Origin of the sequence: Pseudidiomarina fusca (assembly GCF_032227045.1) — a bacterium.
Classification (GTDB): domain Bacteria; phylum Pseudomonadota; class Gammaproteobacteria; order Enterobacterales; family Alteromonadaceae; genus Pseudidiomarina; species Pseudidiomarina fusca.
In genome coordinates, this window is sequence record NZ_JANFPJ010000008.1 from 21,836 (window position 1) to 47,068 (window position 25,233).

Sequence of the window (25,233 nt, forward strand, 5' to 3'; positions counted from 1 at the left end):
CTATAGCGCAATGATAAAGCGGAGTAGTCAGTATGGCTTTGATCTTATTTTATGATGGCGGTTGCCCACTGTGTGTGAACGAAATGCGCCACCTTAAACGCAAAGACAAACAACAACGATTGCAGTTTGAAAATATTTGGGCCACAGATTTCGCCGAGCGCTTTCCTCATATCGACGTAGCTGAAGCTAACCGCATTTTGCACGGTCAGCAATCTGATGGCACCATGCTGTACGGCCTCGATGTGACTCATGCCGCGTGGTCGGCGGTGGGTCGTGGTTGGCTGACAGCCGCATTACGCTGGCCGTTGATCCGCTGGCTGGCAGATCGTGGCTACTTATTTTTTGCTCGTAATCGCAATGGTATTTCGCGTTTAATTACGGGACGTGAGCGCTGCTTGCAATGTTCTTTAGATGAATAAACCACGAGCTGCTAGTTAACCCACTCTTTTTAGCTCATTCATGAGGCTTTCTGTCAGCCGCTAGTAACCCATCGTTGTTATCTTGTCGTGATACACCTGTCACTAACATCATTACAAGGACCTCTTATGTTGCCATCTCAATTTCTGTTGTCGCGTGTGGCTTGGGCTAGCGGCTTAGTGCTTGCTGGGAGTGCGCTACTTGGCTGCAGTGCTGGGCCTACTTTAGTTGCTGCCGAAGCATCGCCAGCGCAAGCAGCGCAAGCGGTGACCGCAGCGAACACGCTGGTGTTAAGCGACCAGCCGCGTTACCAAGTGAGCCCTTATCCTGAGCGTATTACCTTATTGCCGGGCGCTGCTGCTAGCAGTTCAGCTCAAGTAACTTGGCGTACCAACAGTTCAGTTACCGAATCTTTGTTGCAACTCGCCGTGGCAACGCCGTCGCCAGGATTGCATATGCAGGCCAAGCAACTGATAGGCCGCTCAATAAAGCTCAATAGCCCCAATGGCGAGGCCCATCATCATCGGGTGCAACTCAGCCAGTTGCAGCCTGATACCCTCTATGCCTATCGAGTTAAGGGACTGAACACTTGGAGTAGCTGGCATCAATTTAAAACCCCAGCGGCAGACTTTAAGCCTTATACCGCACTCTATTTTGGTGATGCTCAAAATGCGGTGCTTTCGCATTACGCAAGAACCGTACGCGAAGCACTGTTAACCGCACCACGGGCTAAAGTGATGTTGTACGCAGGTGACTTGGTCAATTCGCGCGATGGTGTTCATGATGACGAATGGGCCGAATGGTTTGCTGCCACCAGTTGGATGGCGGGTTCGATTTATCAATTACCAGCGGCCGGTAATCATGAGTTCAGTAGTGACGATGATCAACCTATCCGTTATTTGCTGCCGCATTGGGTGGCGCATTATGAGGTTGCCGGAAATGGTCCAGAAGCTTTGTCCGACACCGTTTACTACAGTGATGTGCAGGGTGTTCGCTACATCGCGCTAGACTCTACCGAGGCGTTGCAATCAGAGCAATTGGCACAAGTGCAAGCACAATGGCTAGAGCAGGTGTTAGCCAATAACCCAAACCGCTGGACGGTGGTTTTTCATCATCATCCGATGCATTCAGTCTCGATGGGCCGTGACAATCCACCCCTGCGTAAGTATTGGCAGCCTCTTTATGATAAATACCAAGTTGATCTAGTCCTGCAAGGCCATGATCATACCTACGGCCGTGACCATCAAGCGGCATCAGCTACCGCTACGGATAGCCAAGGGCCGGTTTATGCTGTGTCTGTAGCTGGGCCGAAAATGTATTTGGTGAGTGAGCAGGCGCAGGCCACAATGGACCGTCTAGGCGAAGATACCCAGCTATTTCAAACCTTAGAATTTCATCAAGACCGGGTAAAATATCAAGCCTTTACTGCTACTGGTGAGCTCTATGATGCGTTTGTCTTACATAAAACCGCCGCGGGTAAACAGGTTGAAGACCTTCAGCCTACCACGGCTGAGCGTCGTTGTAGCAACCCGAACAAGCCAAAACCTCATCGCTGTTGGAATGGCACAGATTTAATTCATGCCCCAGCGGCAGCTCAGTAACGGTAAAATAAAAACCCCCAGCCCTGCATGAAGCGCAGAGCTGGGGGGGTCGACAATGGTAAATTAAGGATGGTTAATCAAGGACAGCAACTTAAGGTTGCGTCACTAATTTCAAGATCTCTTGAAGCGGCACTAACTTGAGGTTTTGTCCTGCTTCTGGCTGCCAATTACGCCCGTCTTGAACTAAAAAGGCGCCCTCTGCAAAGCCCTCGCCAAGGGATAACGAGGTCACTTCAATACCATCCGTTTCAGAGGCACCATCGATACCAAGTTCTACGTTGGCGCGGATCCGAAATTGGCTTAACATACGCCATGGAGCCTGCCCTTCAAACACCAGATAGCTATCATTGCCTTGGCTAGACACAAACAACAGCGGCTGCCCATCATGATAGGTGAAGGCGAGCCCCTCAATATCATCGACCAGCTCGGGATGTTGGTCTACTTGGATAATCCTTTGCCCCGTTGTGCCTGCTGTTGCAGCAGCGTCAAACAGCCATACGGCTTGGTCTTCTTCGCCGACAAAAAGACGCTGGGTTTGGTCATCCACCACACAGCCTTCGGGTTGGGTAGGCACCTGCATGGTTCGCACCAAGCTGGCACGCCAACCTTGCTGATGTGGCTGCACTTGGTAGTGCTGAATACGGCCAGACTTGCTATTAACGTACACCGAAGTAGTGTTATCAGCCGAGTTATAGCCCATGCATAAACCATAAATCTCATTCAGATCGGTGGCGATGTTAGCTGCGACACTAAACTCACCGTCATCTGAGATATCAAACAGTTGAATGCTGTTGTCGTTGCGTAACGAGGCGGCCGCGAGCTGCCCACGAAGGTCGACATTGTTCAAACGCCCCACCAGTAACTCTTGCACCAGTTGCCCCTGCATATCGTACACCATCAAGCCGATCCGCTTATCTGTGGCCACAATTCGACTCAGTTGTGGCTGCTGCGGATGCACCCACACGGCTGGGTCATCAATTGCATCACCGCGACGACTCGCTGGTGTGGTTTGTAACCCTGCCGCGACCTGGGCAGTCTGCGCTTTAGTTGCTCGCGGTGGTTGCACTTGGGCAGGTTTGGTCAAGCTCAGTTGGGTACTAGCACCGGTGTCTTCATTGCTTACCAACAGTTTACCGTTAGCTAGAACCCGAATATCCTGTAACTCCTCAAACTTATCTATGGGATAAGTTTGCGTGAGCTGATACCCGGTTTCTGTAACCCGGTATTCAAGCAATCGCGGCGGAGCTTCTTCTAGCGCCAGCAAGCGACCGTCGGCCAGTACTTCGAGGGCTTTTAGCTCTCCCTTAATAGCGCCAAAGGGATGTTTGACGGCCATTAAATCGCGGCCTTGATCCGCCTCTGGCTCTGCATGATAGGCCCAGATAGCTTGATCGCCTTCTGCTATTAAGAGCTGATTCTCATGCAAAGCGCACGCAGTGGCATCATAGGGCACACTAAATTCACGCAGCACCATGGGCGTTGATAACCACTGTTGATCTTGCCGCAACAGCCATTGTTCAGCGCCACCACGACCCCCTATCAAGAAAACTGACAGTTGCCCATTTTGTTCGCTTTGATAGAAGCAGATATCTTCAACCACACGGGTGGTCACCTCGCCTTGCCACACCAGTTGCGCGTCTGCTGGTGAGCGTGCCGCTGGGGTTTGTCGCCACAAGTGCAATTGTTGGGTATCGCCATCCATGGCGCCCCACAACTGTTGCTCCGGGCCAAGTGCATGGCTACGTTTTAAGGGTAATTGTGACACCTGCTCTGGCAAGGCTTGTGCCTGTAGTCCGCTGCTACCGGCCAGCCATAGGGTCAAAGCTAAGGTTAATTTGTTCATCGCATAAGACATCGTTATCACCAGTTTGTAATCTGCAGACCAAGGGTAAAGCTACGTCCGTAGGTTTCGTATTGGGCGTTGTAACGGCGTTGCCCGGTGTACACGTAATAGCTTTCGTTGGTGATATTATTTGCTGCGAACGACAAACTCACATGCTCATTAACGAGATACTTAGCGGAGAAGTCGACGGTAACGTTGTCGTCTTCATAAATATCGTAGCGGCTGTCTTCGATGTCACCTAGCTCTAATAAGTACTTAGATTTGTAGTTGGCTGCTAAGCGTAAACTGAGATCCATGGTTTCATAACCCAGCGCAATGTTGGCGGTGGTATCCGATTGGCTAGGTAGCGGGATATCGCGCGTCATCAAGCTACCATCGTCTAACCAATCGACGGTTGCTTCTGAGTCGGTGAAGGTTAAGTTGGTATTGATTAAAAAGTTATCGAGCCAGTTTTGATAGCCCGAGAACTGATGCACTAAGTTGAGTTCCAACCCGTAAACCCAGGCGTCATCACCATTGATGTAAGTAATCGCTTCGTCAAAGCTTTCGTATCCTGGGCGCCCCGCAACATCAGCCTCGTAGACGAAGTTTTTGATATCTTTGTAGAACAAGATGGCTGACATCACACCGAGATTTTCATCGTAATGCTCAATGCCTAGATCAAGGTTAGCCGAGGTTAAAGGCTCTAGATCTGGGTTACCAAATTCAGCTTTTAAGTCGCCGTCATCATTTTCTAGGTAGTAGCTTGGGCGTATTTGCTCAAAGCTTGGGCGCACCATACCACTGCTGTAGGCAAACCGAGCAACGGTGGCATCACTTAGATCATAGCGAGTGACTAAGCTAGGTAGCCAGCGGGCATTGCTGTAGCTTGCGGTTAAAGCGTTAAATTCACCTGACTCATCGTTGTAACTGTTGCCGCGAGCAACCCGTTCATCGTATTCATAGCGCGAACCGACAATCACTTGCCATGCATCGCCCTGAATATCTGCCATCAGGTAGCCGGCGGAAATATCTTCATCAATGGCGTAGCTAGAAATCGCAGATTCTACGTCATCTCTAAAATCTTGCATGGCGAGTGGCTCTAGCATCTGCCACAGTGCAGCTGCGCTAATGCCTGGGCCAAAGCTATCCAGCCCGTAATCAACGTCAGCACCAGCATAGTCAGCTAGGCTTAGGCCGCTTACCCCTAAATCAGCAAAGTCTTCAAAGATAAAAATATCTTCACGCGCAGTTTTTTCGCGCTGACTCAGCTTAACCCCGCCCTTGAAGGTCACTTGATAGCTGGGTTGCAACCAGTTGTAAGCCACATCAAGTTTGACATTGTTTTCGGTTTCTTCGGTGTCGGCATCGCTTACTTCAACTTCATCTAATTCATAGCCGGCCGTTGCATTAATAGCTGCCGGGCCTTGCAGAGCAAGCCGTTCAGTGCCTTGGTAGCTGAGGCCATCGGCAAATTCCTGCGTGAACTTAGCGCCACCGATGGCAAATGGCTGTACTTCGCTGGCTTTGCTGGTGCCGCCTTCAAGTTGCAGGGTCCAATCGCCAAAACGTTGTTCCGTACCCACCACCACAGCAGTGATCTCTTGGGTTTCTTTACGATCTTTCAGCTCTCGTGCTATTTCACCTGCGCCAGCAACACCCGCTTGCATCGGGTCTGCAAATTCAACGATACGTCCTTGACGAATCTCGGTGTCGGCAAACTCGCTGTATAAACTGCGCAAGTAATAGTCACCATCTGCTGTAGGCCGAAAATCTAAATTCAACGCTAAGCCGGTGCGCTCTCTATTGACCGCATAGGCACGTTGCTCAAACTCTTCTAAACCAGCTTCATCGAGGTCCCAGTTTCCGCCGGTTTCAACGTTATCGGTGGTAAATGAACGGTCATGGTAACTGGCCGCTAACGCAACCCCAAACACCTTGTCTTGCTGGCCTAAACCAAAGGTATTACTCCAAACACCGGAAGCCTTCGGATTAGTCTCACTGGCTTGCTGGTTGTAGCCAAGATCTGTGGTGACAGAGTAGAAAGCACCGTCACGATCAAAAGCTGTCATGCTTTTTAGCTCGATGTTACCGCCCAAACTGCCAGCAGCCATGTCGGGGGTGAGGGTTTTATTCACCTCAATCGATTCTAATAAATCACTCGGAATAACATCGAGGGCAACAGCACGACGTCCTGCTTCAGGCGCTGCTAGCTGGGTGCCGTTGTAAGAAACTGAGTTTAAATCTGGAGCTAAACCACGGATCCGAATAAAACGTCCCTCACCTTGGTCGCGCTCTACCGACAAACCAGGAATACGTTGCAAGGCATCACTAACGCTATCATCTTGCAGCTTACCCATATCGTCTTTTTTCACGACGTTGATGATACCGCCTGCATCGCGCTGCTGCTGTACAGCTTTTTGCAACGCCTCGCGACTACCTATCGTTAACACCTCTTCGATGTCGTCGGTAGCTTCAGATGCGGTTTGTTCGGTGCTGGTGGTCGTGACCGGAGTTTGCTGTGCCAACACAGGTGCTGCGACTGGGAGACCGCAGGCTGCAGCGATCAGCCAAGCTAGATAAGATGGTTTCATAGCAGTAACTTTCCTTATGGTTAATTCCTAGGGTGAGTGACTGGTGAACAGTCGTAACTGCCGGTTACTATAAGGGACTGCTATGACAAACTGATGCGCTCAGCAAGGGTGGCATGAGCTGTTTGGATGGGGTCTTTTTGGGTCAGTAGCCGCAGCGCTTGTCACATCTATGTAAACAAGGCTGGTTAAGCTTGGCCACATTAGCTCACCGGCAAGCGAACCTTTAGGTTATCAACCATGCTGCAATTTATGTCGCAATCCTTGGCACCAACATCCATTCAATCCGGCCTACAACGCTATCGACTGTTTGCTTGGTTAACCCTGACCAATCTCCTCTGTTTGTTGTTGGCGAGCTCTTTAGGTGACTTGAAAGGGCTCGCTAAAGTAGACCTGATTGATTTACTCGGTGAGGGCTCAAGCCTGCTGATTATCCTGATGGTGCTTACCTTAGTGCTTAGCGCACGACCGTCCGGGCGAGTAACTCAGTTGATTTTCATCGGCGGGTTATTACTCACGGCTTCCATGAGTTTAGATGTGCTAGACGAGTTCTTTGCTTATCCCGAAGAGCTACGATTAATGAGCTGGCTCGAGTCTTTACCCATGCCGCTCGGCTTTGTAGTGATTGGCCTAGCCGCTATTAATTGGTTTCGCGAAAGCCAGATCATCCAACGCCAACTGCAATTGCGTGAACATCATTTACGCGAACATAACTGGCTCGACCCGCTCACCCTGCTCTATACCCGGCCTTATTTTCAGGTAGCTTTACAGCGTGAACTGGCATTAGCTGAGCTACAGCGCCATCCTTTGTGTTTAGTTGAGTTAAATATTGTCGGATTTGCGCGCTTAAATCACCAATACGGAGCGGCACGCGGCGATCTCATTTTACGTGAGCTTGCTGACCTCTTATTATTGTTTAGTCGTCCGCAAGACACCGTGTGCCGGGACAATAATGACAGGTTTATGTTGATCTTACCTCACTTCAACACAACTGCGGCACAACGTTGGTTGGACACCACCCTGCCCCATTTACACCGTGAATTAAACAAAAGCCTGCCCCTACTTAAAGTACAGTTAGCGGCCAAAGTTATACCGCAAGCCGCAGCCGCCAAGCTGAGCGTCACCAACGAGTATTGTCATGGTATGGCACGCAGTTAATCAACCTAGATTATTAGTTAATCCGCTGCTGCACAGCTTGCTGCCATTAGCGCAACGACGTGGCGTTTTACCACCCCAGTTGGTACGCAAAACGTCGCTCGCTAAACAAACCTTGCCCGCTAGTAATTTACGCGTAAGCCCTCAGGATTGGTGGCAATTGTTACAGAACGCCCAACAGGCACTCCCTAATTCAGAACTATGGCAGTTGTTAAGCGAAGATCTCATTCAACAAAGTTATAGTCCGCTGTTAACAGCGGTGACCAGTGCTCCTACATGGGGACAGGCGTTACACTGGCTAAAACGTTATCAGAGTTTGCTGCTACCGCTTGAGTTTGCCTTAACCGAGCGTCATGGCGACTTCCTCAAGCTAACACTGTTGCCGCGACTAGGAGAGCGACTAGGAGCGCTGGCGGCGCCGCAACTATTAGCTGTTGGGGTGTTGATTAATTTGGCTAGGGCCCATCAAGTTGCGGTGTCCGAATGGCATTTGAGTTGGCCCTTGGCAGCCGAGGTGGCACTCCCCAGCGCTTGGCATAAATGGTTGGGATCGATTCATACTGGGCCGCTGCTAACCCTGCACCTCCCCTGGCAGCAGCTATCCCAAGCTAAGCCCGGTGGTGCTGATGAGCAACCTGCGTTAGCGCAAGCACTGTCGTTCTGCCAACTGCAACATCAGCACGCTCGTTACCAGTCGCTGTTAGAACAGGTGCTGCGCTGGCTCTTAGTTCGGATTAGCCAGCAACAGACGGTTTCTATTGAGCTGTTAGCGCAGCACTGCAATCTCAGTGTATCCTCGTTAAAACGAGCTTTAGCGCACCATGGTAGTCATTACCAAAGCTGTGTTGATAGCGTTCGCCAATTACGCTTGTTGCAGTTGCTGCAGCAACACCCCTATAACAATACCGAGCTAGCCCAGTTGCTTGGCTACGCTAACCCAAATAATTTTAGGCGTGCTTGCAAGCGCTGGCTGGGCGTCTGTCCCGATCATATCCGGGCCAATTTACAGCCGCTTTTTAGCTGACGACTAAGGCACCATCATCCAGCGCAGCATGTTAGCGCTTTGGTCGCTTGGTAACCGGGTTAAGATCGATTCGTATAATTGGATGGTGGCGTAACAGTGATTGGCATAACCATTTCTATCACTTCCTAAGTTTTGTAGGTACGGCAGCCAGTCGTCTAAGCCTTCGAGCACTACCGGCAAATCGTTTTCGGCACCATCGTGGTTGATGGCCACGGGCTCTTGGTTTAAGCCGTGGCTAAGCAATGAGCTGACGGCTTGATATTGATTATTCAGAAATTGCTGATCAAAATGATTGGTAAAGACGATGCTGCCAAAGCTATCGGGATAAAGCACCCTCATACACAAAATCGGCTCTTGCTCAACCAAGGCGCGGTAAATATCCAATTCGGCTTGCATATATTCAATCACTACCTTATCAGGGACCGCCAGCAGAGCATTAAACTTCAGTTCATTCACGTAGTTGGCAACCTGCAGCTGAATCTCAGAAAAATCCGCGCCAACTTGGTACAAGCTCACAAACTCGTTTAAGATCTCTTGATACACCTCAGGAGCTTGCTCGGCGATGGTGATAAAGGGCGGCAATTGACTAAAAGCTTCATCGGCGAGCTGGTAGGCATCCTCGACTTTACCGCCGTGTTGGTTGCTAAGTTCTAGCACCAGTTGGCGCAGTGGCGCGACCGCGGTGACGACGCCATGCTCAATCAGTTCATCGATGGTGGGGTACCAAAGATCGTCAGCAGCTACCAGAAACATCGACTGGACAAAGTTTTCACTGGCGCCGGCTAGCCGAAATAACTGCATGTCATCGTATTGTTGGAGCTTTAAATCAGCTTCTTGCGCCGCCGTAGAGTTTTCCATCGAGTATTGATGGAAAGCTAAGTTAGCGCCGGGGGCAAGGTACCGAGTGTAGCCGCCAATAAAAGCCAAGGTACAAGCCGAAGCACAATGCTCGCTAACATAGGTATTTAGGCCGTAATTGCTGATAACTTCGCCTAACTTGCGCCCTTCTGCAACTAAACCACCCTCGCTATTTAAGGCTACCACTTGCACTAACGGAGCTTGTGCTAATTGCTGATCCACGTAGTTGGCAAGCCCGCGGTCCAAATATCCGTTAACAAAGAGCACATGCCCAGCGTCATCTAAACGTACTTGTTCAGTATCAAACGACTCAAACCAATCGCCGTCTTCGGCCGTAAACGCCATCAGCACCGCGAGCAATACAAACAACAGCGAACACCAACCCAGAAAAACTAAAATTTTGGTGACTATGGCCCAGCCATAACGACCCGTTTGTTGGATATGCCGGCGAGCTGAGCGCCAAGTACCCACAAGTTGCCACACGCTAAGTAGTATGTAGGCCAGCATCAACACCAACATCCCAACCATGATGGCGCTATCGCTTGGGGTATAACCCGCAACTTCTGCCAGTGCAACCAGCACCACCAAGCCCACCGAGGACAGAATATTCAGCACAATATTAACCACCACCAGGTTAATCCAGAACGCGACTGCCAAGGATAATTCACCGCGCCAATGCTTTGCTATGTAGGTCATCAAGCTGCTCCGTGAGCCGTTATTAGAGGGTCGAATGCACCGATATTCTGTTAGCAGTTTGCAAACTATGCAATCTTTTTTAAACAAAAGTGTTAAAAAACTTGGGCTTGCGATTGTGTTTTTGAGCCTATAAAAAATCCCCATCGATTATTTGTAAATGATAATAATTCGCATTAAGATCCAGCCAGTCTAATAATCACGTAACTCGAGCGTTCATCGCGAACCCTCACCGGCCGCGCCTTTTGGTTTGGAGTAGACTATGCCTGGCACTAATTATCAATCTGAGCTAAAACAGCCGCCTCAACCGACCGCTCGGTTAGCCCTGTGGAGTCTTGTTTTATTACTCTGTTTACCTATTCTGATGCCGCTGCTACTGGCACTAGTGAGTGTCCTCATGAGTTTGGTATGGAGCACCGATGCGTACCATGCTGTAAGCCATGCTCTAAGCCATGCGCTAAGCCATGCGCTAAGCTAAAAACCCGCTAAGCTGAAATAGCACTTGCGCTATTTCAGCTTCTGCTCAATGATTAAGCATATCAATTGATATGTAACTCCATGGAGCAGTTATCGTGAGCATCTCTTCAACTTCATCTTCCCATACTTGGCGCTTTTTTCGTTCCGGCGGATTTGATCAAGTAGTGATTAGCCGTGGCGCTGATTTAGAACACCTCAGCGAGTTAGACCAAAAATTATGGACAGTGTTGAACTGTCCTACCTTAGGTTTAGAATTTGATGCTGCCACAACTTCGTTATTAGATACCGATAACGATGGTCAGATTCGGGTACCTGAGTTAATTGCGGCGGTACGCTGGTGCTGTGCTCGGCTGGTGGATAGCAACTTGATGTTTGCTGAACCAGGTGTGCCGTTAACTGCATTAAAGACCGACGATGCCGAGGGTGCTGCCTTGTACGCGGCAGCTCAGCGCGTGCTGACCTACTTAGATAAACCCAACGATGCTGCTCTGACGGTGCAAGATTTTCTTGATACCACCAAACTTTATGCTGCCGACCATTTTAATGGTGATGGTGTGGTGGCGCCTCAATTGGCGCAAGATCCGCAACTACAGCAATTGATCCAAGACATCATCGATTGTTTAGGTGGCGTTGCCGATCGCAGTGGCAGCCAGGGCGTGAACCAAAGTTTGCTCGAGCAGTTTTTTCAGCAAGCAGCAGCTATTGTGGATTGGCAACGAGCAGGTGACGCCGATGATTCGCAACTATGGCCGTTAGGAGCTGAAACCCCAGCGGCGGTAGCAGCACTGGAACGGGTGCAAGCCAAAGTGGATGACTATTTTGTGCGCTGTCAGTTGGCCGCTTTTGATCAGCGCGCTGCTGCTTCGTTAAATCCTGATACCGGCGTGTACGGTAGTTTAAGTAACCGCGCTATTGCTACTTTAGATACAGAATTGGCGGCCCTGCCCTTGGCCACCATTGATGCTGCCGCAGCATTGCCATTGCAAACAGGAGTAAACCCAGCTTGGGCTGATGCCATGCAACAACTACTGACCCAAGTGGTCGAGCCGCTATTAGGTACCGAGCCCACTCGCACCCATCTTAGCCGGGCTGACTGGACTGCAGTGCAAGGTTTATTGGCACCATGGCAGGCGTGGCAAGCACAGCGCCCAGCAAGTGCGTTACATCAACTGCCCGCTGAACGCCTGGCTGAGCTGGCTCAAGGTCATGGCCAAGCCGACTTAGCAGCTCTTATTGCTGAAGATGCAGCCATTACCAGTTTTGCTGAAAACGTGCAGGCACTCGAAAAATTATGCCGTTATCAGCGCGATTTGGTACAACTCCTGCGTAACTTTGTTAGTTTAAGCGACTTTTATCAGCGCCGCCAAAAAGCTATCTTTCAGGCCGGTACCTTGTTTATTGATCAGCGCAGCTGCGAACTTGTATTGCGAGTAGCCGATGCAGCTAAACATGCCTGCATGGCCTCGTTCAGTGGTTGCTATCTGCTTTACTGCACCTGCACCCGTAAAGACCAAGCCCCGCTGCAGATCGTTGCCGCACTCACCGCAGGAGATGTCGATTATTCGATGGCCGCCGGCCGCAATGGGGTCTTTTATGATCGCCAAGGGCGCGATTGGAAAGCAACGGTTACTAAAGTGGTGTCACAACCAATCAGCGTGCGCCAGGCGTTCTGGTCACCCTACAAACGATTAGCTGCTTTTATTGAAACACAAATCAATAAATTTGCGGCTGCGCGCGATAAAGACATTGATAGCAAAACCAGCGCCGGCATCACTCAAGCGAGTGCTCAGGCAAGTACTCAAGCTACTGCCAAAGCCCCAGCGCCAGCTGCTAAAAGCAGTTTTGATATTGCCAAGTTTGCCGGTATTTTTGCCGCCATTGGTTTGGCGTTAGGTGCCATTGGTACCGCTTTAGCCGCCCTCGCTGCTGGCTTTTTGGCGCTGCCGGCATGGCAAATGCCACTGGTATTGCTAGGGGTGATGTTATTGATCTCCGGCCCATCGATGTTGATGGCTGCCATGACCTTGCGCCGCCGTAATTTGGGCCCGCTGTTGGATGCTAATGGTTGGGCAGTGAATACTCGCGCTATCATTAATATCCCGTTCGGGGCGGCACTCACCGGGGTAGCTAAGTTACCAGAGCACTCTGAGCGGGCGTTAGCCGACCCCTACGCGCAACCACGCACGCGTTGGGGTTTTTGGCTATTACTGGTAGTGACTATCGTTTTTTGCGCCTACGTGTGGCACTTTGGTTGGCCGCTAGGATTGCTGTAATGCTTGTTGGGCTTGCTGGTCTAGTTCGGCCTGTAAGCCCGGCTCTAACCGTAACTGGCGCGCTAGTTCTTGTAAGTAGCTACGCTCCATAAAGTTTTGGGTATCTACCGCAAACACGCTAGCTAAATACATTTCTGCCGCAATTTCTGGTGAACTCGCTTGCCTCGCAACATCGCTAGGATCAAGCGGCTTAGCCAGTTCAGCCTGCAACCATTGTTGGGTATCAGCATCGGTTTGTAATTGGCCTATTTCTTGGTCAATCAGCTGCCGTTCGCGCTCGTCAATATGGCCATCGGCTTTAGCGGCACCAATAATCGCAGTTAAAATTGCCACACTGTGAGTTTCTACTTGTGCCGCTGGCACACGATCGATGGTCTGTGCAGAGAAACCTTGCGGGTTGCTGCTGGTATTACTGTTGGTATTGCTCTGTTTTTGCTGGTAATTGTTATAAGCTTTGTAGGCAAACACCCCAAGCGCCGCGAGGCCACCATAAGTGAGCACTTTACCGCCAAGTTTACGGCCTTTTTTGCTACCTAAGAGTAAACCCAGTGCTCCGCCAGTAACGGCACCGCCACCAAAACTATCAAAAAAGCCACGGCCCTGACCTTTAGTGGCCGAGTTATTCGAACTACCAGACCCTAATAACTGCTCGAGCAAACCTTTTGTATTCATACGCTATCTCCTGATGATCTATACCTTTCGACCTTAGTTAGTCGACCTTAGTTAGCGTAAAAAATTCAGCCGGCTAGGATCAAACCCAAACAAACTTGTCGTTACTTAATTGCTGCTCGCCGTCAAAGCGATAAGCCGCTAATACCCCGTCACCACTAGGATCGGCAACGGACCAATCCACGCAGGCAATCTGTGGAGATTGTAATTGTGGCCGACCACGCATCCAATAATGCCCAATAAATAGTGGTTTGTGCTGGTCATAACCGGGTAACTTACCCGCTTCTATGGGGCCATCGGGCAAAGTATCGAGTGGTTCAACCCCAAGTGCTAAATCACGGTAATGCTGAGTGTCCGTCCGCCACCATTGAGTACGAATAGCAAAACGCCGATGATCACCTTTATCAACAAACGAATAGCCGGGTGGTAAGCTTACTTCCCAGCCTTTGTTCATCACTTCGATGGCATCATACAAGGCGTGTCCCTTGCTGTTAGCTGCAATCCAAGCCGCTTCCGTCAATACCGCTTGGGCATCGCTATGGGCATCAATGATAGCTTTCGATGGCGCATGCCAACAGGCATGCACCACTCTTAATGCCGGTAGGTCGAGGTAAACAGGTAGGCTTCTAAACCAAGCTAAGGTACTGGCATACCAAGCTTTATCTTGCTCTGCTTCAGCTAAAAAAGCCGCATGTTGGCGGGTATGATTAGCATTGTGCGCACGTAAAAAGCCGCCGTTGCCGTCACTGAGAGTCCAGGCTACTGCATTTAATTCATGGTTGCCTAAAATCACCTGCGCCTGCCCAGCATCTTGCATGGCACGAATAATATCAACGGTTTTGCGCTGTTGTGGGCCACGATCAATCAGATCACCAACCGAGATCAGGGTTCGCTCGGGATGCCGCCAGGCACCCTGACGCAGCTGGTAGCCTAACTTTTTTAGCAAGGCTTCAAGCCGGTCACCATGACCATGAATGTCACCGATAACATCAAACATCAATACTATATCCCTAGGTTTATTAGGTTAAGCGAGCCAATGAATTATCTTCTAGCACGCTGCTTAAACTGCCGCCAGCCCCAAAAATAGATACCAGTTAGCGGTAAAAGTACTAACGCTAAGCCGCCCATGAGCACGACTATAAACCAGCCTAAGCCACCCACTGCGGCAATATGCACAGGAAAGATCATCTGGCTTACCTGATAGCCTCGGCTATCATAGCGCAGATCGTAAACACTCGTCACTGCCCCTGTCTTCGCATCAAATTGCACGTGACTACGGCCGTTTGGATGCCATTCACCAGGAAATGTAAGCCTCATACTAAGATTCGATAAAGACACCAATTGCGGTTGATGCTCTGGCAGTAATTGTTGTGCACGCTCAAAGCGCTGTTGCCAGCTGTGCGCAGCTGCAACTGTGCGCCATTGGTCTGCTGTTATCGGTTGTTGCTGCTGGTTAGGCCACAAGGCTGTTAAACCAGAACTGACGGCAGCAGCATACATGATGGCCGTACCGGTCAGTATGCCTACCAACAAAGGCAAAAAAAGTAGGCTACCAACCACCTTATGAAGCTGAAACAAGGTTGCGGCAAAGCCTCGTTGCCACGGCCATACCCAGCGCACACTTAATAATCGTCGGGACCAATGACGTGGCCACCAACGAATAAGTCCGGTTATGAGTAATATGAGCCCTGCTATTCCCAGGTAGCCGAGCAAATCTTTGCCCAGATCATGCAAGAGCAAATGGTGATGGAACTCTACCATCACGCTAATCCAATCACCTAAATAGGGGCGTGCTAAGATGTGCTCACCTTGGTCATTGTAATAATGCCGAACCCCGTTTGGCATGACAATTTCAAGCCACGGATTGGCATCACGCGGCAGGTAAGCATACCCCTCTTGATAACGATCAAAGACCTCGGCTGCAGTCGCTTGTGTTGGTATTTGCTGTAGCTTGAGTTGTGGGTAAGTCCACTGCAGCAGCTCTACTTTGTACAACAGTAAGGTACCCGTCAGCGCGACGAGTACCAACCATAAACCAAAGAATAACCCAAGCCAGCGATGCAGCTTAATTAGAATTGATAGAACCAATTGACACTCACTGTACGGCCACGACCAGCAAAGTTGGTTGCATCTGCACCTGCTGTTTGTGCGTAATAAGTTAGATAGAATTCATCCAGTAAATTCTCAATACCCAACGTAAAGAGGCCATATTCTGGAGTATCATAATTCATTTGTAGATCAATCGTTTGGTAGCCATCAAAGTTATTGATTGCCTGAGCTCCTGAATAAATATCACGATCAAACAACGTATTTAACTGCAAACGGGTATTGATTAGATCGCTCCACTGGTGCTTCCAGCTTAGATTTAAACGCCGAGGTGCGATATTACGTCCGCCTAACTTGGTATCAACGACATTGTCTGCATCACTGTCGTATTTGCCATCGGTATCAGCGTAGTTCAAATCAAAGCTAGCGGCGTTTGATAAGGCATAGCTTGCTGAGAACTCGATACCATCAATTTCAGTACGCTCGCGGGCCACAGAAAAAATACCATCCGCATTCGGTTGCAAACGTGCTCCTAAATCTGACTCAGAGGTAAAATAACTCAAACTTGCACGAAGATCTTGACCGCGAAACTCAATCCCTACTTCACGGTTATCTGCAATAACCGGCTGCAAATCCAAAAAGCTATCAACACTTAAGTTGGGCGTATCAATACCGCGCAACACGCGACCCACGTCTGGCATGCTAAAGCCTTCAGAATAGCTCGCAAACACTCGTAGAGAGTCATTGAACTCATACACCACACCGAGGTTAGGAAGTAACTCGTTAAAAGATGGCTGCCCCCCTTTAACAAAACTGCTGTTGTAGGCATATAAGGTGGTGAAATCATCTACTTTTAGCTTGCCATACTCGTATCTCAAGCCACCACTTATCGTTAGCCCGTTTTGTTGATAGCGCAGCTGTGCAAAAGGTGCCCAGTTCACAAATGCAGTTTCTGGTACCCATTTACGCCCCGTCTGCGCGAGTTCCTGAAAGGTTTTATCGTTTAAATAATCAAGACCTGCACTTACATCTATGGGTACAATGGCACCGGCACTCCAGTTCATAGTTAAACGTGAACCAAACTTATTCGAATCATTACGTGACTGATCGAAAATATCATCACCATAGGCAGGATCTTGGAAGGTACCGTAGCGACCACCACCGTATAACGCAGAGAAGTCTTGTAGGAATACTTGCCAGTTTAAATCGGCACCTAACACAGATTTATTTTTGTAGGTTAACGTGGCTGTAGTGACCTTGTTCTCAGCTGGATCACCTTCACTTGGTTGCTTCACTGAGACAGCAGCTAGCCCTTCGGTACGATCACCGTTCACCGGCGAAAAGTCACCATTGCCTTGTAAATTAAAATGATTAACCATCAATTCTAAATGCTGCTGGTCATCGATGCGGTAACCTACTTTAGTGAACACATCAAAGCTTTCTGAGTCTTGCGTATCGCCTTGGGTTACATCAGTACCAATGAATTGTCCATTGCCGTCCAGGTACATGCCGGTGCTACGCAACTGTACGCCTGCAACCACCTGCCAATCATCTGCGACATGGCGGGTTAGGTACCCGGCGCGATAGCTTAGACCATCGCTAAATTCGTCGGGTGATGTGGTTAAACCAGCAACAAACTCTTGGTCCGAACCATTTGTTGCTGATTTAGTCACAATATTGATGATACCACCGCTAGCCCCCATCCCTTGGATAGCACTAGCACCATGGATAATCTCAACCCGTTCAATCATCAGCGGATCGATGGTGTAGCTTGCTCTTGAGCCATTTCGCAATGGATTTGATTGCGGCACACCGTCAATGAGGTATAGTGGCTCACGCCCACGCAGTGTTTCTCCAGCACTTGTTAACTTTTGGCGTGATGGCGAAAAAGCAGGAACTAAGTTACCTAGTACATCTGATAATGAATCAGCAACTGCTAGTTGTTCGCGAATATCCTCGCCATCAATCACAGTAACCGTTGCAGCAATACTACTGGCGGGTTGTGCGGTACGAGTTGCAGAAACCTGTATCACTTCTTGAGCTGCAAGATCTTGTGCTTGTGTGGACGTGGTTGTCCCAGCTAAAACAGATGTGATTGCTAGAGTTACAAGTGCTAGTCGCATGAATTATCCTACCTCAAGTAAAAAATTTGAGGTAATGATAATGATTCGCATTTATCACGTCAATGCTATTGTGCGTCTAACTTTCTTTGCCGGCCAGCGGTTCAACGTAATGTAAATGCATATCCCACGGAAAATGAATCCAGGTTTCTTGTTCAAGTTTTGCCACAAAGTCATCGACTAAATCCATACCCGCCGGCTTTGCATAAACGGTGATAAATTTCGCTTTCGGAAAGCGCGTTCGTAAGAACTTCAGGGTATTGCCGGTATCTACTAAGTCATCGATGACAAGAAAGCCCTCGCCATCCGTGGTGGCGTTCACATCTTTGAGCAAACTAATGTCGCTGCGTTGACTGGTATGATCGTACGAGCTAACACAAACTGAATCTACCACACGGATATTCAGCTCGCGCGCCAGAATAGCCGCTGGCACTAAGCCACCTCTAGACACTGCAATGATGCCTTGCCACTGCTCTGCCGGTAACTGGCGTCTGGCTAGTTCTTTAGTGGCACGGTGGAGTTCTTCCCACGATACAAAAAATTCTCTATTAGTGTGGCCGACCATCGTTTTTATCCCTTTATTTGCAAAATATAGCGCCCATTTTAGCGGATTTCTGTCCGCAAGCTACCTAAAACTATGGTAACCTTGCGCTCATTAGCAGCTATTTTTTAAGTTTATGGAGTCACTTGTTTTATGCCTCGTGTTATTTTTATTGATGCACAAGAGAACCAATTTGATGCAGATATTGCGGTGGGCGAAAACCTCATGCAAGGTGCTGTGGATAATATGATTGATGGAATTCTTGGTGAGTGTGGCGGCGTGATGAGCTGCGCAACTTGCCATTGTTACATAGATCCACAGTGGCAAGCACTTATTCCACCGCCATCAGAGCGAGAAGAAGATATGCTAGATATGGCCATCGAGCCTAACGAACATAGCCGCTTAAGCTGTCAGATTAAAATCACCGAAGAACTCGATGGCTTGGTTGTAAGATTACCTAAATCTCAGTATTAATTACGATTAAACCCCGGCGATACGTACCAACACTTGGTCATGATAGCCGCAGGTGACGGTTTGCAAGCCCGTTAACTCTTGATCTAACTCCGGGTCGCCCGTATCTACCAACAGCGGGCGGCCGTTTAGTTGCTGCAATTTGCGCTTAGTTGCCACCACAATCATATTCTCAACCCCCACGTGACGAATCACAGCTGGGCTAAGTTGCTGATTACCACGACCCAAAATATGCCCTTGTCCACCAATAACGGTAATGACTAGCTTCACCGGCCCAGCATGCGCGGTGACGAGCGCTTCTAACTGTTTGGCGGTCACATCTTGTGCTAACAATTGACCAGCAGCAATCACATCCACGCCGAGCAAGGTATTTGCTAATCCTAACTCTTCCATCACTGCGGCTACAGTGGAGCCTGAGCCCATAATGTAGAGGGTGTCATCTTCCATGCTCTCAATGACATCAGCAGCAATATCAGCAAGCACCAATTCGTCGCTTTCTTTACCGCCCATTTTTACCGCTTGGATGTATTGTAACTCAGCTGGCACCATCATTTCGCCGTAACGCTTGGCTCGCACCGTACCAGCGCGAAAGGCTTCTTCATCAATATCCATGACATCGGCGCGGGTTACCGACGTTAACTCACCACTCACCAGTTTCTGTAGAACTTTACCTGCGGCAGCTGGGCTAATAGCATACACACCGGAGTGAATTTTTACTCCTGCAGGAATTCCTAACACCGGGCGATCATCTGGATACACTGCACAAATATCGCGAGCCGTGCCATCGCCTCCGGCAAACAACAACAAATCTACCGGCTGTTCAGTCGCAAACATACGTGCCATAGCTTGCGTATCAGCGGCAGTAGAAGGCTGCGTACTCGGGTGGTAAACCACTTGATGAGGCAAGCCCAGTTGCTGCAAAACCTGTTCGCCGAGTTCGTCACTACCACAATAGAATTGCACTTGCTCAGACCAAGCTCCTAATTGCTTCAATGCCTGCATGGTACGGTGCTGGGCTTGTGGCTGAGCCCCTAAGGCCAATGCTTGCGCGGCGGTTGCAGCACCATCACTGCCTTTGAGTGCGACACTGCCGCCTAAACCTGCCAGTGGATTGATAATCAAGCCAATACGAATCACATTACTTGAGGTCATGAGTTACAACAGGTCTCCTTAGTTATGCTTAGCAACCACTGCAGGCTGAGCTTGAACCGGCCAAGGTTGGCCATAATGGTTAGCAAGGGCGGCCGCAAACTGTGCAGCTCGCTGCGGCCAGCCGTTTGCCACGTAGGCATTAAACTGAGCCCGAACGTTCTCGGTAAAAGCATTGCGGTCTATCTCAGCGCCGCTTTCGAGTGCGTTTAAATTATCCACACTCACCTGAAATTTACGCCCCGAGCAGACACAGAACAGCCATTCAATGGCTTGCGGTTTTACTTCGACTTGCTCAAACAAGCGCTGCTGCTCTGGGGTGCGACCATCGGGTTCGTACCAATAGCCGTAATCAAATTGCTGGCGACGGGCTTCACCGGCAATGCACCAATGCGCTATCTCGTGCAGTGCCGAACTAAAGAAACCATGAGCGAACACGATTTGATGCGGCTCACCGTCCGCGCCTGGCTGATAATATGGTTCGTCGGTACCTGCTACCAAACGGGTTCGATAGCTGTCAAAAAAACACGCTTCAAAGACGTCAATAAGTGCCAGATAATCGGGCTCGTTGGCCCTTTGTGCTAGTGTCATCATCTACCACTCATGCTCAACCGATCGTTGGTAAACTATGTTTTACATCAGCATTTTGAGCACGATGGCGTAACCAATGGTCCATGATCACCAAGGCGGCCATTGCTTCAACCACTGGCACCCCGCGAATACCAACGCAAGGGTCGTGGCGACCACGAGTGACTATCTCACAAGCGTTGCCGTTTTTATCTATGGTGCTACCCGGTTGGGTAATACTCGAGGTTGGCTTAAAAGCTACGTCGGCAATCAAGGGTTGACCGGTTGCAATGCCACCTAGCACACCGCCCGCATGATTGCTGCTAAAGCCCGCGGGGGTTAACGCATCGCGGTGTTCACTGCCGCGTTGTGCTGCCACAGCAAAGCCATCACCAATACTGACCGCTTTTACGGCATTAATACTCATCAATGCCTTGGCTAAATCAGCATCCAAGCGATCAAACACGGGCTCACCTAAGCCTACCGGAACGCCTAGTACTTCTAATCTAACCCGCGCCCCAACCGAATCGCCCTCTTTCAGTAATTGTTTGAGGTACTCAGCGGCAGCGGCTTCACAATCGCTATCACCACAGAACAAGGGGCTGTTGGGCACCCGCTGCCAATCGAAACTGGCCGCCGTTGGGTCGGCATGGTGAGGGCCTATTTGGGTTACCGCTGCTCGGAACGTGATCCCTAACCGCTGGGCCAAATAAAGTTGCGCCACGGCACCAGCTGCAACGCGCATAGCAGTTTCACGCGCGGACGAACGACCGCCACCGCGATAATCACGCTCACCGTATTTGTGCGCATAGGTATAATCTGCGTGGCCGGGCCGAAATTGGTCTTTAATAGAGCCATAATCTTGGCTACGCTGATCGGTATTATGAATCAGTAATCCGATGGGCGTACCTGTGGTTCGCCCCTCAAACACCCCTGATAGAATTTGCACCTGATCAGCTTCTCGACGCGCGGTGGTATAACGACTTTGGCCAGGCCGACGTTTATCCAAAAAAGGCTGAATATCGGCTTCGCTAAGGGCTAATCCTGGCGGACAGCCATCAATAATCGCACCAATTGCGGGCCCATGGCTTTCACCAAAGGTGGTGACTCGAAATAATTCGCCCCAAGTATTAGCAGCCATAAATCCTCTATTACCGAATGCTTCTGTTATTTATGCTAGGTAGTACTAAAAAAGATCGCGACAAGCCACTAAATCGGCGTAGCGCAGCACAAAGACCCCATCGCCACCGCGTTCAAATTCAATCCACTCAAATGGCACTTCAGGAAATTCTTGGGCTAATGCCACCCAAGAGTTGCCCACCTCACATACCAGCAGACCTTGCTCGGTTAGGTGGTCTGGCGCTTCACGTAAAATCGTGCGAACTAAATCGAGGCCATCTTCACCTGCCGCTAAACCAAGCTCTGGCTCATGATGAAACTCCTCGGGGAGGTCTTCCATATCGTCCGCATCCACATAAGGCGGATTGGTCACGATAAGATCATAGCGCTGCTTAGGAATAGCATCGTATAAATTGGATTGGATCGGAAACACCCGTTGCTCTAGCTCATGCATGGCAATATTTTCTTCCGCTACCGCCAATGCCTCTAATGAAATATCCAGCGCGTCTACTTCAGCGTCTGCAAAGGCATAGGCACAAGCGATGGCAATACAGCCACTGCCGGTACATAAATCTAAGATGCGTTGAGGTGGTTGCGTCAACCAAGTTGCAAATTGCTGTTCAATCAGCTCAGCAATCGGTGAACGTGGCACCAGCACCCGCTCGTCAACCACAAAGGGAAGCCCCGCAAACCATGCCTGCCCTACCAAGTAGGCCGCTGGCTTACGGGTGCTGATTCGCTCGTTGACCAGGTCACTGAACTGCTGCCATTCTGCAGCTGTCAGATGAGCGGATAAAAAGCCATTGAGCTGTTGAAATTGTAAATGCGTGACATGAGCCAACATGAGTTGAGCTTCACTGTGGGCGTTATCGGTGCCATGACCAAAATAAACATCGGCCTGCTGCATCGCAGACACAGCCCAACGCAAAGCGTCTAACATGGTCGTTGTAGTAAATGCGCTCAATCCATTCTCCAGATAATTGTTGGTTGTTCCCCAATAGGCTATAAGATACCCTAAACTTGCTCATTTCGCACTAACCTATGCGGAACCTATGACCGAACCTATGCCGAACAGAAGCCGAACATAAGCTGAACCTAAACCGCATGACTAAAGACCCAAACAAGCCAGCACCTGACCTTGCCGAGACTTCATCTTTTGCTGATTTAGTGAAGGTGGATAAACGTATTGTGGATGATTCGCATCAGCCTGCTAGCGTTACGCCTAAACGGTTACGTAGGCGGCGCCCGGAACTTTCTGCGGCACAGCAAACGAAGCAACAACAGGCGGAATTCTTTTTCTCTGATACCTATCGCGCGCACTTTGCTGAAGGAGCCATACGCTATCTGGCACCGGGCACAGCTAGCCATGTGTTAAAGCAATTACGGCGGGGAGATTTTGCGCCGGAACTGTTTCTTGATTTGCATGGCTTAACCCAAGCTGTAGCCAAACAGGAAATTGCTGCCTTGTTATACGCATGCCAAAAACAGCAGATAGACTGCTGTGCCATTATGAGTGGCCATGGCCAAGGTATTTTAAAAGAAAACCTGCCCCATTGGTTGGTTCAGCACCCTGCCGTCAAGGCCTTTCACCAAGCACCAAAGCAATGGGGTGGCGATGCTGCACTGCTTATTCTGCTGGAGTTGCCGCAATCATCCGCACAAAGCTGATCTTGCGTTTGGCAATATCCACCTGCAGCTCTGCTATGCCAGCAGTTGGGAAAATGAGTGGCGGTGTGGCTTGATCCAGGGCCGCCACCAAATAACTGATAAAGGGCATGTGAGACACCACCATCACCTGAGCCGAAGTGCTTGCCATGGCCGCTAACTTAACCCACAACCACTCCGCGAACATATCGGCATCACCAGCTGGAGTAATGTCATGACTGATGTCACGTACTTTGGCGGTGGTTGTCTGCGCTACTATGGTGGCGGTTTGTTGGGCCCGAATATAAGGACTCACCAGCAGCCAATCTAGGCCTGACTGGCCTTGTTCAGCAAGGTACTGCTGCAGCCAAGTAGCTGCCGCTAGCACTTCTTCTTCGCCCAACGGGCTGAGCGGACGAATGGCATCCGCTTGCAAGGCTTGAGCTGGTACCGCATCACCATGACGCATCAAATATAAGGTTATTGTCACGCTTTATTCGCTCTCAGTTGCCGCACGTTCGCGCTTACGCCCGCCAGTAACAGGATCGGCACGCCCTTCATCTTTCGCTTGATCAGCGCGGCGACGGCGCACGGCTTTCGGATCTGCGATGAGGGGTCGATAAATTTCGATGCGGTCGCCATCGCGCACCTGCTGGTCTAATTTAACCGCCTTACTCCAAATACCCACTTTTTGCTGACTAAGATCTATCTCAGGAAAGTATTGCAGGATACCCGACTGTTCAATGGCTTGCTGAACTGGGGTTTCCGCCGCCACTCTAAGCTTGACAATTTGTTGCTGAGCCGGAGTCGCGTAAGCCACTTCTATTTGTATAAGTTCAGGCTGCACAGGTTCAGCCGCTGCTGCTGCCGATTGCATTGCTTCAGCCACGATTCACTCCATACACTTGTTGCGCACGCTGTACAAAGGCGTCCACCATGCGGCTTTGTAGCTCATTGAAAATTTTGCCAAAGGCCATACCTAACAAGCGATTAGCAAATTCAAATTCTAACCGTAATACTATTTTACAGGCGTTTTCATCTAACCGATGAAAGCTCCAACCACCGCGCAAATACTCAAACGGACCATCAACCAGTTCCATCCCGATTTGGCTAAACGGATGCAGGCTGTTGCGCGTGGTAAAAGACTTACTGATACCCGCTTTGCTGATTTCTAGACGTGCCACTTTCATCTCGGCAGATTGCTCTAAAATAGCCGCAGCTCGACAACCCGGCACAAATTGCGGATAACTATCAATGTCGTCGACTAACGCATACATTTGTTCGTCACTATACGGCACTAATGCGCTGCGTTCGATTGTTGGCATAGGTTTTCTTATCCTCTGATTTACGCCTAAGCGTTACAGCTGTAAAATGCTGCGCATGATAGCGCAATTTAAGCCATGAATCATCTCCCCAATGACAATTGTTGATTCCTTCGACAAGACAATAAAAACGTATGATTTTACCAAGGCATGGGTATAATAACTGACATGAGCAAAGCTAAAAAACAAGTCAATTCAGGCACTATAGCCCTGAACAAAAAGGCCCGTCACGAATACTTCCTCGAAGATAAGTTTGAGGCAGGTATCGCCTTGCAAGGCTGGGAAATCAAAAGCATCCGCGAAGGTAAGGTGAACATTGCCGATACTTACGTGATCATCAAAAATGGTGAGGCCTATTTATTAGGCGCCCAGATCCAACCGCTGATTTCAGCTTCAACCCACGTGGTATGCGACCCAGAGCGCACCCGCAAACTACTGTTGAAAAAACGCGAGTTAGATAAATTGATTGGCGCTAGCGAGCGTGATGGCTACTCCATTGTGGCAACCGCCATGTATTGGAAGCGGCATTTAGTGAAGTTAGAGATTTACCTAGCTAAGGGTAAAAAATCACACGACAAACGCGACACCATTAAAGAACGTGATTGGCAGCGTCAAAAAGCACGTATCATGAAACATAATGTGCGTTGACATGTGATCTAATTCAAGGTAAGTTC

Annotated in this window: 24 protein-coding genes; 9 read left to right on the forward strand and 15 right to left on the reverse strand. The window is 49.6% G+C overall.

Annotated elements, in window-relative coordinates:
• Window positions 1-32: 32 nt before the first annotated feature.
• Complete coding sequence (locus NOG12_RS05195) at window positions 33-419, forward strand: thiol-disulfide oxidoreductase DCC family protein (protein WP_110076318.1); 387 nt, start codon at window positions 33-35, stop codon at window positions 417-419.
• 126 nt (window positions 420-545) lie between these two features.
• Window positions 546-2,018, forward strand: coding sequence for a purple acid phosphatase family protein (locus NOG12_RS05200; RefSeq protein WP_313932618.1), 1,473 nt, complete (start codon window positions 546-548; stop codon window positions 2,016-2,018).
• A 91-nt stretch (window positions 2,019-2,109) separates the two neighbouring features.
• Here NOG12_RS05200 and NOG12_RS05205 read toward each other — a convergent pair whose 3' ends face one another.
• Together NOG12_RS05205 and NOG12_RS05210 are read right to left on the reverse strand one after the other, a co-directional pair.
• Window positions 2,110-3,861 carry a phytase gene (locus NOG12_RS05205; RefSeq protein ID WP_313932619.1) on the reverse strand — a complete coding sequence of 584 codons (1,752 nt, stop codon included), beginning with the start codon at window positions 3,859-3,861 and terminating at the stop codon, window positions 2,110-2,112.
• Window positions 3,862-3,878: 17 nt separating this feature from the next.
• The gene (locus NOG12_RS05210; protein WP_313932620.1) at window positions 3,879-6,434 is read right to left on the reverse strand and encodes a TonB-dependent receptor; all 2,556 of its coding nucleotides are present in this window, start codon (window positions 6,432-6,434) and stop codon (window positions 3,879-3,881) included.
• 237 nt (window positions 6,435-6,671) lie between these two features.
• On the opposite strand from NOG12_RS05210, the gene NOG12_RS05215 reads away from it, so the two are divergent.
• Window positions 6,672-7,589 carry a GGDEF domain-containing protein gene (locus tag NOG12_RS05215; RefSeq protein ID WP_153826641.1) on the forward strand — a complete coding sequence of 306 codons (918 nt, stop codon included), beginning with the start codon at window positions 6,672-6,674 and terminating at the stop codon, window positions 7,587-7,589.
• The gene (locus tag NOG12_RS05220) at window positions 7,570-8,610 is read left to right on the forward strand and encodes an AraC family transcriptional regulator (protein WP_313932621.1); all 1,041 of its coding nucleotides are present in this window, start codon (window positions 7,570-7,572) and stop codon (window positions 8,608-8,610) included. The genes NOG12_RS05215 and NOG12_RS05220 overlap by 20 nt, the downstream gene beginning before the upstream one ends.
• 3 nt (window positions 8,611-8,613) lie before the next feature.
• Here NOG12_RS05220 and NOG12_RS05225 read toward each other — a convergent pair whose 3' ends face one another.
• A complete protein-coding gene (locus tag NOG12_RS05225) occupies window positions 8,614-10,164 on the reverse strand; it encodes a COG3904 family protein (RefSeq protein WP_153826643.1) in 1,551 nt (516 codons plus the stop codon).
• Between the two features lie 259 nt (window positions 10,165-10,423).
• On the opposite strand from NOG12_RS05225, the gene NOG12_RS05230 reads away from it, so the two are divergent.
• Both NOG12_RS05230 and NOG12_RS05235 read left to right on the forward strand, forming a co-directional pair.
• Window positions 10,424-10,639, forward strand: coding sequence for a hypothetical protein (locus NOG12_RS05230; protein WP_153826644.1), 216 nt, complete (start codon window positions 10,424-10,426; stop codon window positions 10,637-10,639).
• 94 nt (window positions 10,640-10,733) lie between these two features.
• Window positions 10,734-12,911: a hypothetical protein gene (locus NOG12_RS05235; protein WP_228759518.1), complete on the forward strand. Its 2,178-nt coding sequence runs from the start codon at window positions 10,734-10,736 to the stop codon at window positions 12,909-12,911.
• On the opposite strand, the gene NOG12_RS05240 is transcribed toward NOG12_RS05235, so the two are convergent.
• From NOG12_RS05240 to gpt, 5 genes are all read right to left on the reverse strand, one after another.
• Window positions 12,897-13,583 (reverse strand): tellurite resistance TerB family protein, encoded by a 687-nt coding sequence (locus NOG12_RS05240; protein ID WP_153826645.1) that lies wholly within the window; start codon window positions 13,581-13,583, stop codon window positions 12,897-12,899. The genes NOG12_RS05235 and NOG12_RS05240 overlap by 15 nt on opposite strands.
• Window positions 13,584-13,662: 79 nt before the next feature.
• A complete protein-coding gene (locus tag NOG12_RS05245; RefSeq protein WP_153826646.1) occupies window positions 13,663-14,577 on the reverse strand; it encodes a metallophosphoesterase in 915 nt (304 codons plus the stop codon).
• A gap of 44 nt (window positions 14,578-14,621) precedes the next feature.
• Window positions 14,622-15,668: a PepSY-associated TM helix domain-containing protein gene (locus NOG12_RS05250; protein ID WP_153826647.1), complete on the reverse strand. Its 1,047-nt coding sequence runs from the start codon at window positions 15,666-15,668 to the stop codon at window positions 14,622-14,624.
• Window positions 15,650-17,749, reverse strand: coding sequence for a TonB-dependent receptor (locus tag NOG12_RS05255; protein ID WP_313932622.1), 2,100 nt, complete (start codon window positions 17,747-17,749; stop codon window positions 15,650-15,652). The genes NOG12_RS05250 and NOG12_RS05255 overlap by 19 nt, the downstream gene beginning before the upstream one ends.
• 76 nt (window positions 17,750-17,825) lie before the next feature.
• Window positions 17,826-18,311, reverse strand: a complete 486-nt coding sequence (gpt, locus tag NOG12_RS05260; protein ID WP_110076310.1) for a xanthine phosphoribosyltransferase — start codon at window positions 18,309-18,311, stop codon at window positions 17,826-17,828.
• 129 nt (window positions 18,312-18,440) lie between these two features.
• Between gpt and NOG12_RS05265 the strand changes: the two genes are divergently transcribed.
• On the forward strand, window positions 18,441-18,761 hold the full coding sequence (locus NOG12_RS05265) for a 2Fe-2S iron-sulfur cluster-binding protein (RefSeq protein ID WP_110076309.1): 321 nt from the start codon (window positions 18,441-18,443) through the stop codon (window positions 18,759-18,761).
• A gap of 6 nt (window positions 18,762-18,767) precedes the next feature.
• Here NOG12_RS05265 and NOG12_RS05270 read toward each other — a convergent pair whose 3' ends face one another.
• The 4 genes from NOG12_RS05270 to prmB are packed head-to-tail and all read right to left on the reverse strand — an operon-like array spanning window position 18,768 to window position 22,533.
• The gene (locus NOG12_RS05270; protein ID WP_313932623.1) at window positions 18,768-19,910 is read right to left on the reverse strand and encodes an ATP-NAD kinase family protein; all 1,143 of its coding nucleotides are present in this window, start codon (window positions 19,908-19,910) and stop codon (window positions 18,768-18,770) included.
• Window positions 19,911-19,928: 18 nt separating this feature from the next.
• Window positions 19,929-20,501 (reverse strand): elongation factor P hydroxylase, encoded by a 573-nt coding sequence (locus tag NOG12_RS05275; protein WP_418055298.1) that lies wholly within the window; start codon window positions 20,499-20,501, stop codon window positions 19,929-19,931.
• A gap of 13 nt (window positions 20,502-20,514) precedes the next feature.
• Window positions 20,515-21,615, reverse strand: coding sequence for a chorismate synthase (gene aroC, locus NOG12_RS05280; RefSeq protein ID WP_313932624.1), 1,101 nt, complete (start codon window positions 21,613-21,615; stop codon window positions 20,515-20,517).
• A 45-nt stretch (window positions 21,616-21,660) separates the two neighbouring features.
• A complete protein-coding gene (gene prmB, locus NOG12_RS05285) occupies window positions 21,661-22,533 on the reverse strand; it encodes a 50S ribosomal protein L3 N(5)-glutamine methyltransferase (protein ID WP_313932642.1) in 873 nt (290 codons plus the stop codon).
• Window positions 22,534-22,697: 164 nt separating this feature from the next.
• Between prmB and smrB the strand changes: the two genes are divergently transcribed.
• On the forward strand, window positions 22,698-23,261 hold the full coding sequence (smrB, locus tag NOG12_RS05290; protein ID WP_313932625.1) for an endonuclease SmrB: 564 nt from the start codon (window positions 22,698-22,700) through the stop codon (window positions 23,259-23,261).
• Here smrB and sixA read toward each other — a convergent pair.
• Genes sixA through NOG12_RS05305 form a run of 3 tightly spaced genes read right to left on the reverse strand, consistent with a single transcriptional unit; the run spans window position 23,221 to window position 24,562 of the window.
• Entirely contained in the window at window positions 23,221-23,727 is a 507-nt protein-coding gene (gene sixA / locus NOG12_RS05295) for a phosphohistidine phosphatase SixA (protein WP_313932626.1), read from the reverse strand. The genes smrB and sixA overlap by 41 nt on opposite strands.
• Before the next feature lie 3 nt (window positions 23,728-23,730).
• The gene (locus NOG12_RS05300) at window positions 23,731-24,114 is read right to left on the reverse strand and encodes an RnfH family protein (protein ID WP_110076357.1); all 384 of its coding nucleotides are present in this window, start codon (window positions 24,112-24,114) and stop codon (window positions 23,731-23,733) included.
• 4 nt (window positions 24,115-24,118) lie between these two features.
• Entirely contained in the window at window positions 24,119-24,562 is a 444-nt protein-coding gene (locus NOG12_RS05305; protein WP_313932627.1) for a type II toxin-antitoxin system RatA family toxin, read from the reverse strand.
• Window positions 24,563-24,727: 165 nt separating this feature from the next.
• Between NOG12_RS05305 and smpB the strand changes: the two genes are divergently transcribed.
• Window positions 24,728-25,207 carry an SsrA-binding protein SmpB gene (gene smpB, locus NOG12_RS05310; protein ID WP_110076302.1) on the forward strand — a complete coding sequence of 160 codons (480 nt, stop codon included), beginning with the start codon at window positions 24,728-24,730 and terminating at the stop codon, window positions 25,205-25,207.
• Window positions 25,208-25,233: the final 26 nt, after the last annotated feature.